Annotated in this window: 10 protein-coding genes; 3 read left to right on the top strand and 7 right to left on the bottom strand. The window is 66.0% G+C overall.

The window, feature by feature from the left end; translation table 11 throughout:
* From ACTHNZ_RS16440 to ACTHNZ_RS16430, 3 genes are all read right to left on the bottom strand, one after another.
* Positions 1-156, bottom strand: a 156-nt coding sequence (locus tag ACTHNZ_RS16440; RefSeq protein WP_440543597.1) for an alanine-zipper protein, incomplete at its 3' end; no start/stop codon positions are given.
* Positions 157-168: 12 nt separating this feature from the next.
* Positions 169-1,575: a sigma-54-dependent transcriptional regulator gene (locus tag ACTHNZ_RS16435; protein WP_440540192.1), complete on the bottom strand. Its 1,407-nt coding sequence runs from the start codon at positions 1,573-1,575 to the stop codon at positions 169-171.
* Between the two features lie 209 nt (positions 1,576-1,784).
* Entirely contained in the window at positions 1,785-2,069 is a 285-nt protein-coding gene (locus ACTHNZ_RS16430; RefSeq protein ID WP_440543596.1) for a hypothetical protein, read from the bottom strand.
* Between the two features lie 267 nt (positions 2,070-2,336).
* Here ACTHNZ_RS16430 and ACTHNZ_RS16425 point away from each other — a divergent pair, with 267 nt between their 5' ends.
* Positions 2,337-3,398 carry a sigma-54 interaction domain-containing protein gene (locus ACTHNZ_RS16425; RefSeq protein WP_440543595.1) on the top strand — a complete coding sequence of 354 codons (1,062 nt, stop codon included), beginning with the start codon at positions 2,337-2,339 and terminating at the stop codon, positions 3,396-3,398.
* Between the two features lie 121 nt (positions 3,399-3,519).
* Here ACTHNZ_RS16425 and ACTHNZ_RS16420 read toward each other — a convergent pair whose 3' ends face one another.
* Positions 3,520-4,875, bottom strand: coding sequence for an ABC transporter ATP-binding protein (locus ACTHNZ_RS16420; RefSeq protein ID WP_440543594.1), 1,356 nt, complete (start codon positions 4,873-4,875; stop codon positions 3,520-3,522).
* A gap of 71 nt (positions 4,876-4,946) precedes the next feature.
* Positions 4,947-6,704, bottom strand: a complete 1,758-nt coding sequence (locus tag ACTHNZ_RS16415; RefSeq protein WP_440543593.1) for an ABC transporter permease — start codon at positions 6,702-6,704, stop codon at positions 4,947-4,949.
* A gap of 517 nt (positions 6,705-7,221) precedes the next feature.
* On the opposite strand from ACTHNZ_RS16415, the gene ACTHNZ_RS16410 reads away from it, so the two are divergent.
* Complete coding sequence (locus ACTHNZ_RS16410) at positions 7,222-7,488, top strand: double-stranded DNA-specific endonuclease (RefSeq protein WP_115536077.1); 267 nt, start codon at positions 7,222-7,224, stop codon at positions 7,486-7,488.
* Positions 7,489-7,555: 67 nt separating this feature from the next.
* Here ACTHNZ_RS16410 and ACTHNZ_RS16405 read toward each other — a convergent pair whose 3' ends face one another.
* Complete coding sequence (locus ACTHNZ_RS16405; protein WP_440543592.1) at positions 7,556-8,872, bottom strand: ATP-binding protein; 1,317 nt, start codon at positions 8,870-8,872, stop codon at positions 7,556-7,558.
* Positions 8,856-9,578: a response regulator gene (locus ACTHNZ_RS16400; protein WP_440543591.1), complete on the bottom strand. Its 723-nt coding sequence runs from the start codon at positions 9,576-9,578 to the stop codon at positions 8,856-8,858. The genes ACTHNZ_RS16405 and ACTHNZ_RS16400 overlap by 17 nt, the downstream gene beginning before the upstream one ends.
* Positions 9,579-9,805: 227 nt before the next feature.
* On the opposite strand from ACTHNZ_RS16400, the gene ACTHNZ_RS16395 reads away from it, so the two are divergent.
* The gene (locus ACTHNZ_RS16395) at positions 9,806-10,318 is read left to right on the top strand and encodes a periplasmic heavy metal sensor (protein WP_440543590.1); all 513 of its coding nucleotides are present in this window, start codon (positions 9,806-9,808) and stop codon (positions 10,316-10,318) included.
* Positions 10,319-10,531: the final 213 nt, after the last annotated feature.

Here is a 10,531-nt window from a genome sequence, read left to right as displayed (position 1 = left end):
CAGCGCCTTGCGCCTTGCGCCTTGCGCCTTGCGCCTTGCGCCTTGCGCCTTGCGCCTTGCGCCTTGCGCCTTGCGCCTTGCGCCTTGCGCCTTGCGCCTTGCGCCTTGCGCCTTGCGCCTTGCGCCTTGCGCCTTGCGCCTAGCGCCATCAGACATCAGCGCATCGCCTCAGTTTCCGGCCGTCGCCTCGCCGGGCTCGCCTGCCACGTCGCTCTCGCTCGCGGCGGACTTGGCGTCCTCTCCGTACTCGACGAGCCGGTTATAGAGCGTCTTCAGGCTGATTCCGAGAATTTCGGCCGCGCGCGTCTTGACGCCGCCGCACTGCTCGAGCGTCGCGAGGATCAGTTGGCGATCGGCGCTGGCGAGCGACGTCCCGAACGGAATCGTCACCGCCGTGCCCGTCGACGGCTTCGATAGCGAAATTTGCAGCGGCACGGCCGCCGTGCTGTCGGCGTCCGGCGCGGCCATGATGAAGGCGCGCTGCACGTAGTTCTTCAGTTCGCGCACGTTGCCGGGCCACGGATACGACAGCATCATGTCTTTCACGGCCGGCGGGAATTGCTTGCGCGAGCCATGACGCTCGTTGAGCTCGTCGAGAAATGCCTGCGCGAGCAGCCACGTATCGTTGCCGCGCTCGCGCAGAGGCGGCAGGCTGATCGGGAACACATTGAGGCGGTGATAGAGATCGAGCCGCAGCTTGCCTTCCAGCACCGCCTCTTCCGGGTCGCGGTTCGTCGCCGCGATGACGCGCACGTCCGTTTCGATTTCCTTCGTCGTCCCCACGCGCATGAACATGCCGGTCTCGAGCACGCGCAGAAACTTGACCTGCAGCTCGGCCGGCATCTCGGTGATTTCGTCGAGGAAAATCGTGCCGCCGCTCGCCCGCTCGAAGTAGCCCTTGTGCTGGCGGTCGGCGCCCGTGAACGAGCCGCGCTCATGACCGAACATCTCCGACTCGATCAGATTCGGCGAAATCGCGCCGCAATTGACGGCCAAAAACGCATGCTTGCGGCGCAAGCTCAACTCGTGAATCGTTTGAGCGGCAACCTCCTTGCCCGTCCCGGATTCGCCGACGAGCAGCACCGATGCCGCCGTCGGTGCAACCCGGCCGATCTGATCGTAGACCGATTGCATGGCCGGCGAATTGCCGAGCATCAAGCCGAAGCGGCCCATGCGGCGCAATTCGCCGCGCAGCGTGCCGATCTGAGCCTTCAAATCCCCCGCGCGCGGCAAGCGATCGAGGACCGCCTTCACACGCTGCATGTTGATCGGCTTGACGAGGTAATCGGTGGCGCCCATCTTGAGCGCCGTCACGGCGGATTCGACCGTCGCATGACCGGTGATCACGATAATTTCGACACCCGAGCGAGGATCGAGATCCTCGAACAGGTCGACACCGCTGCCATCGGGCAGTTGCAGATCCGTGAACACGACGTCGGGCGTTTGACGCACGAGTTGGATGCGGGCCTCGCGCAGGTCGCCGGCCGTCGCGGTCGTCAAGCCATCGGCGGCAATGATCGATACGAGCGCTTCGCGGGTTTCGGGGTCGTCGTCGACTATCAACACATGTGGCATCTGGGTTCGCTGGTCAGTGATGAATGAATGGTTGAAAAACAGGGACCCGACTCGAGCGCCGGGGCGAGCGCGGCCCGCCTGTGCGGCACTCGCTGGTCACGCTATTGTGCCCAGACGAGACCTGTCAGGCGAGCGATTCGCCACATCGGGATGAAGCGGGCGCCGCGCGCTGCGGGCGGCGCCGTGGGCTGGCCAGCGCGAGAAGCCGCTCAGCTATGCCCGTGAGGGAAAATCCAAGCGTCCTGCGTACCGCCGATGCGCCCGAAAGCGCCGTGGCCGGTACCGTTCGTCGCGGCACCGTGCGCCGGGCTAGCGTCCGACATCGAAGGTGCCGCGGCGGCACCCGCCACCACTGCGCCTCCTTCGCCTTCCCACCGGCTCAGCTCCCCCGCCAGCCGAGCTTGAGACGCCCGGTGCTTTTGCGCCCAGCGCCACGCGATCACGCCGCCCACTGCGACGAGCGCGCCAAAAATACCGATTTTAGGACGAGCCATGTGATCCCCCTAGCATTACCGAATGCGAGGTGAGGCGGTGCTCGCGCGTCCGCCCGGATATCGATCGGATCGATTCGGGCCCGCGGAGTTCCGCTTACCGTCGAATCAGGGAGGGCCGCACGTTTCATGCCAGTCGCGAACCGAGAGACGAGTGCGTCGAGCCGGCATTGCGTGGTTAAATACTCTTTTGGAACTCGCCACGCGCATTGGCGCCGAAGGAAAGTCATTCACTTTCTCGAGCGGCAACGCTCAATGGATTGCAACCACATGCCCGAGTCTACCGATGTTGAAACGCCAGCCGCGGCACGGGACGATGGCGCGGCGGCACGATTCGCAAAGAACCTTGCGCGCGACGCGACGGGGCTGGAATCGTACGGGATGCTCTATGGCTCGTCGCCGTCGATGCTGGAGTTGTACGAGCAGATCGAACGCGTCGCATCGACCGACGCCACGGTACTCGTCGTCGGCGAATCCGGAACCGGCAAGGAACTCGTCGCCCGCACCATTCACGACCGTAGTTCGCGCAGGGACGGCCCGTTCGTCGCCGTCAATTGCGGCGCCATTCCCGACAGCCTGATCGAGGCGGAACTGTTCGGCCACGAGCGCGGCAGTTTCACGGGTGCCGTTCAAGGTCGCGCCGGCTACTTCGAGCACGCGAACGGCGGCACGCTCTTTCTCGACGAAGTCACCGAGATGATGCCCGTGCGTCAAGTGAAGCTGCTGCGAGCGCTCGAGACCGGCACGTTCTATCGTGTCGGCGGCACCGAACTGCTGCATAGCGACGTGCGCGTCATCGCGGCGACGAACCGCGACCCGCTCGTCGCCGTGAAGGAAAACGGCTTGCGCGAAGACTTGATGTACCGGCTAGCCGTGTTTCCGCTGCGCGCCCCTCCGCTGCGCGAACGCGAAGGCGATCGCGAATTGCTCGCCCAGCACTTCCTGGCCGAACTGAACGCGCAAGAAGGTACGAACAAGACGTTCAGCAAGCGCGCCAAGGAAACGCTGCGCACCTATTCATGGCCCGGCAACGTGCGGGAACTGAAGAACAGCGTCTACCGCGCGTTCATCCTCGCCGAAAAAACGGTCGAAATCGAGCATCCGCGGCTCGCCGCGCGTTCGAAAAAAGCCGTGACGCAGGGCGACGCCATGAGCATTTGGGTCGGCACGCCGCTCGCTGAGGCGCAGCGGCAGATCATCCTCGGCACGCTCAAGCACTGCGGCGGCGACAAGCGGCGCGCGGCGAAAGCGCTCGGCGTGAGCCTCAAGACCCTCTATAACCGCCTCGGCGCATACGAGGACGAGGACGACGGTCCCCCGTCGGAGCCCTGAAAGCGTAGAAGGATGCCCACAAAAACGAACGCGCCGCACGCGGCCGTTGCAACGGGACGCGTGCGGCGTGCGTTGAATTCCGATTCGATGGCAGTCCGCTGCCGGGCTGCGACGCTGAGGCTCAGGACTCGACGTCTTCGAGGCTGAAGATTTCCGTCTGGTCGTTATACGAGAAGATCTCGCCGTAACGGCCCCAGTTGATGACGGCGTCGAGCGTCTCCTCGGCGGCGCTGTCCGAGAGAAAATCCTCCAGTTCCTGTTCGAAGCGCACGCGCGGTGCGCGATGGCCCGGCCGCTCGTTGAGCACCTTCTTGATCCGGGCCGCCAACGGCACGTGCCGCAGCAGATGCTCGGCGAACATCATCTTGCGCTCTTGCGTGCCGAACTCGGCGAACACGCGCGCGGGCGGCGTGAGGAAGATGTCGCCTTCGCGCACGTCGGCAAAACCGAGATGCTGCAGCACTTCGGCGATCGGGAAGAGATCGTCCACTTCGAGATGAAGCGAGCGCGCGATTTCCGGCATGTCGGCGCGGCCGTGATACGGCGGCGCCGCCAGCGTTTCGATCAGGCCGGCCATCAAGTTCGTCGAGACACTCGGCAGCCAACTGCCGAGCTCGAGCCCCTTCTTCGTCGCTTCGTCGGTGCGGCGCGCCGTCATCTTCGCGTAGATCTCGTCGACGAGCCTTCTGAAAGCCGGATCGAGACGGTTGCGCGGGTGCGCGAACGGAACCTTGATCTCGGCCAGGACGCGCCCGGGGTTCGACGCGAGCACGAGAATGCGGTCGCACATGAACACCGCTTCCTCGATGTTGTGCGTGACGATCAGCACCGACTTGATCGGCATGCGCCGCTGCGTCCATAGATCGAGCAAGTCGGTGCGCAACGTCTCCGCCGTCAGCACGTCGAGCGCCGAAAAGGGCTCGTCCATCAGCAGCAGCGTCGGATCGACCACGAGCGCGCGAGCGAAGCCCACGCGCTGTCGCATGCCGCCCGAGAGCTCGCGCGGATAGGCGTTTTCGAAGCCGTCGAGGCCGATCAAGTCGATCGCGGCCAGCGCGCGCTCGCGACGCGCGCGCGCGCCTACGCCGAGTGCCTCGAGCCCGGCTTCCACGTTTTGCAGCACCGTGAGCCACGGAAACAGGGCAAACGTCTGGAACACCATCGCCACCCCTGCGGCTGGGCCGGACAGCGGCTTGCCGAGGTAGCTCACTTCGCCGGCGGTCGGCTCGATGAGGCCAGCGATGATGCGCAGCAGCGTCGATTTGCCGGAGCCCGAACGCCCGAGCAGCCCAACGATCTCCCCTTCGCGCAGCGACAGGTTGACGTCGTCGAGCACGAGCAGCTCGCCCTGCGCTTTCGAGAAGCCGCGGCGGACGCCCTTGACGTTGAGGACTTCCTCGCCCAGACGCGGCGCAGCAGTGGCCGTGGCCGTGCCGGCGAACGGCGCGGCGCCAAGGTCAGCTTTGGGATTTTGCATTGCGCTTCACTCTCAAGAATTGAGCACTCGGTGGGCGCGCCCTCCAATCGCGGCACGCCCGGACGGCACGGTCAGTCGAGCCGCAGCTTCGCTTCGGCATAGGCGTACAGCGGACGCCACAGCAGGCGGTTGAACAACGTCACGAACAGCGACATGACGGTGATGCCGAGAATGATCTTCGGAAAATCGCCGGCGGCCGTGTATCGCGCGATATAGGCGCCAAGCCCGTGCGCGGCGACCCTGGTGTCGCCCCACTGCACGAGCTCCGAGACGATGCTCGCGTTCCACGCGCCGCCCGATGCCGTGATGGCCCCCGTCACGTAGTACGGGAAAATGCCCGGCAGCATGGCCTGGCGCCACCATTGCCAGCCGCGAATGCGAAAGTTCGTCGCCGCTTCGCGGTAATCGTTCGGGTAGGCCGTCGTACCCGCGATGACGTTGAAGAGGATATACCACTGCGTGCCGAGCACGATGAGCGGCGACAGCCAGATATCGGCGTTCAGGTGAAAGCGCACGATGACGATGACGAACACCGGAAACAGCAGGTTCGCGGGGAACGCGGCAAGGAACTGCGCGATCGGCTGCACCTTCTCCGCCAGGGCCGGCTTCAGGCCGATCTTGACGCCGATCGGCACCCAGACCAGCGACGACAGGGCGATCAGCACCACGACGCGCGCCAGCGTGATGAAGCCGAGCAGGAAGACGTGGCCCACGTCGGCGCCGGTGACGCCCGTTCGCACGTACGCCACCACGCGCCACACGACGTAGACGGTGCCGATCAGCAGCAGCACAGCCCAGACGACGTCGCCGGCGAGCGAGCGCTGCTTGCCGCTGCCCGCCAGGCGGGCGAACGAGACGTTGTCGATGCGCGGCAGCCGCAGCGGCAACCGCGCGAGCTTCGAGAACAGCCAGCCGGCCGGCACGAGCAGCCGGTGGATGAGCCTCGTGCGGCGCACGAGGTCGAGCAGCCATGATTCCGGCGCGTCGCCCGAACTCGTCGTCTCCATGCGGAACTTGTCGGCCCAGGCCACGAGCGGCCGGAACATCAGTTGGTCGTAGGCCAGGATCACGATGCTCATCGCGAGGATGACCCAGCCGATCGCCCCGAGGTTCCGCTCCGAAATCGCCTGCGCGAGATAGGCACCGATGCCAGGCAGCGTAATCGTGTTGTTGCCGACGGTGATCGCTTCCGAGGCGACGACGAAGAACCAGCCGCCCGACATCGACATCATCATGTTCCAGACGAGGCCCGGCATCGTGAACGGCACCTCGAGCTTCCAAAAGCGCTGCCAGGCCGTCAGATGAAAGCCGCGCGACACTTCGTCGAGATCGCGCGGCACGGTGCGCAGCGACTGGTAGAAGCTGAACGTCATGTTCCAGGCCTGGCTCGTGAAGATCGCGAAGATCGCCGCGAGTTCGGCGCCCAGCACGCGCGCCGGAAACAGTGCGAGGAAGAACGTGACCGTGAACGAAATGTAGCCGAGCACAGGCACCGACTGCAGGATGTCGAGAATCGGAACGAGCACCATGCCGGCACGGCGGCTCTTCGCGGCCAGTGTCCCGTACCCGAGCGTGAACGCGAGCGAGGCCACCATCGCCGCCAGCATGCGCAGCGTCGTGCGCAGCGCGTACTCGGGCAGCATGGCCGGGCTCAGCGAAATCACCTGCGTTTTGAGCGTCGAGATCGGCGCCATCGTCTGGTGGAAGCCGATCGCGGCCATGGCGATCACGCAGATGATGAGCGGAAACGCGACGAAGTCCCAGCGGTTGGGCGCGAGCCGCCACGCGGATGCGTTGGCGGTGCGATTCAGGTTGAAGCCGAAATCCATTACGAGGCCCCTTTCGCGCCGCGCGGCAAGCGGCGAGCAGACGCGGGCCGGCCGCTTGCACGGCCGGCAACGGCCGGCGAACTCGTGCGAGCGCGCACGCACGGGACGGCGGAACGATCCGAAATGCGGAATTGAGGCATGAGCGTATGGTTGCGGTAATGCGTTTTTGAGCGCGAATCGTCGACTGCCGGGCTGCCGAGTCCTGACTGCCGGGCCTTGCCGCGTTTTAGACGGCACGACACTACTACAACCTATGTTTCAGGCACAACCGCGCCGGCCACAAAATTCGCGCCCGCAGGCTCGAATTTCCCCCTGCAGCGCAAAAACAGACGGCAGCGGCGCGCAAACACGAAATTATGCCGCGAAGCGGCAGCGCGGGGAACCCAGGAGGCGACGACGGGGCACGGCAGGCCACCCGCCGGCGCGAAAACGGCGAACGAACGGTACTTCGGCGAGAGCGGGTATGATCGGCGTTTAGCGGCGAATCCGAACCTACCGATCGACAAGGGAGATGCGCATGAAAGGAAATCTGGTCATCGTCTGTCGCGACCAGGATGCGACCGCCTTCGACGAACTCATGGCCGAGTACGGCGCGTTCCAGACCAGGCTGTCGTCCACCTCATGGTATTTGAAGCTCGATACCGAGCCGGAGGAGATCCAGGAAGAGATCCTTGCGCGGCTCGGCAAGTACACGACGCACTACATCTTCGAGGCCAACAGCGTCACTTACAACACGGTGGACAGCGAGGCCGCCGCCGCACTGGACTCGCTCTTCGCGGAATGACCGCGCCGCCCGCGTAGCCTCGGCGCACGGTTCAGCCGGCTCTCGCCGGCTCGGCGCCGCTCGGACGCTACAGCGCGCTGGCCGAATGCGCCGCGGAAGGCGAGGTGGCCGTCAACGGGAAAATCATCGCCACGCGCAATCCGCCGTCTTGCGCGTTGCCGATCTCGCATACGCCGCCTTGCCGCCGCACGAGCCGCTCGACGATCGCAAGGCCGAGCCCGCTATGGCCGTTGCCGCCGCGCGCGGGGTCGAGCCGCACGAACGGCCGGCTCGCATTGACGAGGTCTTGCGGGGCAATGCCGCGGCCGTGATCGCTGACCGACAGCGCCCAGCCCGCTTGCGTGCGCGCCGTCGCCACGACGACGGGCGGCGCGCCGTAGGCGTGCGCATTGTCCAGCAGGTTCGCGAGCACGCGCTCGAGCGTCGCCGTCGGCAAACGAAAGCCTGGCCCCGCCGTCAACGCGGTGCGCACGGCTGGGCTGCCGGGGGCGACCGCGCGATAGCTGCGCGCTATGCGGGCGCACGCCTCGTCGACCTCCACGGGCTCGCTGCGGTCCGAGCCGTCGTGGGCGAATACGAGGAATTGATCGACGATGTGCGCGAGCGCGTCCACGTCGCGCACCACGCCATCGCGCAGCTTCGCCTCCTCCATCATTTCGGCGCGCAGCCGCAGGCGCGCGAGCGGCGTCTTCAAGTCGTGGGCCACGCCTGCGAGCATCACGGCGCGATCCTGCTCGGTACGCGACACTTCGCGCACCATCTGGTTGAAGCCGCGCGTGAGCTCGCGCAGCTCGCGCGGGCCTCGCTCGGGAAGCGGCGGGACGCTCTGCCCTCGGCCGAACCGCACGACGGCCTGCGCCAGCGCCCGCAGGGGCTGCTGCAGCCGCCAGGCGACGAACAGCGCGCACATGACCGCCAGCGAGAAGATGATGCCGAGCCATTCGAGCATCTGATCGCGCGGGCGCGGCGGATGAAGCGAGGTCATCGGCACGACGATCCACTCCCGATCGGCCGACTCGTGCACCCAGAGGTTCGGGGGACGGGCCGGCGGTCCGATCCGCACGAGCGAGCCCGGCGGCAGACGGTCGCGGATCTCCTGGACGAAACGCCTGAGTGGAGCCGGCAAATCCTGATTGGCCGGCGGCACTTCGGGGCTGGCGGGATCGACGAGCCGCACGCGCGACGGCAGCGGCACCGACGGCGTGCGGGCGACGTGCTGGCGCACCGCATCGATCAGAAAGGCTTCTTCTTCGACCGCGTAGCGCGCCTGCGACTGGCTACGCTCGACGCGTATCAGCACGAACCAGGCGAAGTGCGAAATCAGCAGAACCGTGACGACGAGCAGCGCAAGCCTGCCGAACAGCGAATCAATTGGGCGCCGCATTCGGTTCGCCATTGGGGACGAAAACATAGCCGCGGCCACGCACGGTTTGGATGAAGCGCGGCGTCGACGGATCGGATTCGAGAATGCGCCGCAGCCGCCAGACCTGGACGTCGATCCCGCGGTCGGTGCCGTCGTACTCGGGCCCGTGCAGCAGCTCGAGCAGCCGCTCGCGCGTGAGCGTGCGCATCGGATGGTTCACGAAAATCTTCAGCAACGCGAATTCGCTGCCCGAGAGCGTCAACGGACGTCCCTCGAGATTGAGCGTGCGCGCCTGAAAATCGAGCTGGAACCGGCCGAACGCGAACGGTTCGCGCTGCTCTGGAGCCGCCGATGGAATCGTGCGGCGCCGGCGCAGGACCGCCTGCACGCGCGCCAGCAACTCGCGCGGGTTGAACGGCTTGCCGAGGTAGTCGTCGGCGCCCAGTTCGAGCCCGACGATGCGATCGACGTCGTCCGCGCGCGCCGTCAGCATGATCACGGGAATGTCGTCGCCCGTCGCGCGCAGCTTGCGCAGCGCGGTCAGGCCGTCCACGCCCGGCATCATCAGATCGAGCACGATGAGATCCGGCCGCTCGCGTTCCAGCCGGCGCTCGAGCGAGGCCGCATCGTGCAGCACCGAGACCTCGATGCCTTGGCGGACCAGATAGTCGCGCAGGAGGTCGCGCAGTTCGGCGTCGTCGTCGACGACGAGGATTTGAGTAGCCATGGGCGAAAGTGTAACGCGAGCACGACGCCCGCTGGCGCGGCTCACTGACTAAAGGGTTACGGACCGTTACCGCGAAAGCGGCCCGTAATCGCGCGTAACAGCCCGTCGGCGCCGAGTAACACGCATTCGACGCGGCAAGCCTAGCCTGACGTTACCGAGCTTGCACGTTGCTTGGCGAGCTCGAGAACTTTACGTCTTTACGTCTTTACGTTTCAGGATTGAGGAGCATGACCAAAATGAACTCGATTTTGCGGATGTCGCCGCGCTGGGCGGCCGTCGCCGCCGCGGCGCTTGCACTGGGTTTCGGCACGGCCTACGCCGCCGAGGGGGCCATGGGCGGCGGCTGGCATCATGGATGGCACGGCCGCCATCACGACGAAGGGATGATGCTCATGATGGAGCTCGGCAAGCTGCACAACGAGCTCAAGCTCACGCTCACGCCGCCCCAGGAGCAGGCGTGGCAAAGTGCCCTGCAGACGATGAATGCGGCTCGGGACGCCGCTCGCGCCGATCACGAAGCGGCGCGCAAGCAATTCGAGGCATCGATGGGGCAGCCGGTGATCGATCTGAACGCCCTGCACGACACCCACGAGAAGCTCGAGAGCCGGGAACATGAACGGCGGGAGCAGGTCACGGCGGCATGGCTCAATGTCTACAACAGCTTGAGCGAGCAGCAAAAGAAGGTCGTCAGCGACGACATCAAGGCGCGCTTCGCCCGCATGACGCATCGCCACGAATAGATGCGGCAGCACGGGGCCGACAGCCCGCCGAGCCGGCACCGTCGCAAAACCGCTGACCCCGCCACCCCACCGCCCTTTTCCCTCCGTGCGCGGCCCCGGCCGCGCACCGCTCGACGCCGCGCCGCTTCGACCGGCGCGGCGTTTTTTTTTAGGCGACTAGGCAACGGGGGCCGAGCGACATTAGCCGCATTACCCCTGGGTGTTTTTCCCAAA

Source organism: Trinickia sp. (genome assembly GCF_051953955.1).
GTDB lineage: Bacteria > Pseudomonadota > Gammaproteobacteria > Burkholderiales > Burkholderiaceae > Trinickia.
Note: the sequence above shows the minus strand (reverse complement) of the source record. Positions and strands in the feature narration are given on the sequence as shown.

Bases quoted from the DNA above. Each gene is read 5' to 3' on its own strand.
- ACTHNZ_RS16410 (WP_115536077.1), top strand. From the start codon at position 7,222: ATGAAAGGAAATCTGGTCATCGTCTGTCGCGACCAGGATGCGACCGCC.
- ACTHNZ_RS16405 (WP_440543592.1), bottom strand. From the start codon at position 8,872: ATGCGGCGCCCAATTGATTCGCTGTTCGGCAGGCTTGCGCTGCTCGTC.
- ACTHNZ_RS16430 (WP_440543596.1), bottom strand. From the start codon at position 2,069: ATGGCTCGTCCTAAAATCGGTATTTTTGGCGCGCTCGTCGCAGTGGGC.
- ACTHNZ_RS16400 (WP_440543591.1), bottom strand. From the start codon at position 9,578: ATGGCTACTCAAATCCTCGTCGTCGACGACGACGCCGAACTGCGCGAC.
- ACTHNZ_RS16415 (WP_440543593.1), bottom strand. From the start codon at position 6,704: ATGGATTTCGGCTTCAACCTGAATCGCACCGCCAACGCATCCGCGTGG.
- ACTHNZ_RS16435 (WP_440540192.1), bottom strand. From the start codon at position 1,575: ATGCCACATGTGTTGATAGTCGACGACGACCCCGAAACCCGCGAAGCG.
- ACTHNZ_RS16420 (WP_440543594.1), bottom strand. From the start codon at position 4,875: ATGCAAAATCCCAAAGCTGACCTTGGCGCCGCGCCGTTCGCCGGCACG.
- ACTHNZ_RS16425 (WP_440543595.1), top strand. From the start codon at position 2,337: ATGCCCGAGTCTACCGATGTTGAAACGCCAGCCGCGGCACGGGACGAT.
- ACTHNZ_RS16395 (WP_440543590.1), top strand. From the start codon at position 9,806: ATGACCAAAATGAACTCGATTTTGCGGATGTCGCCGCGCTGGGCGGCC.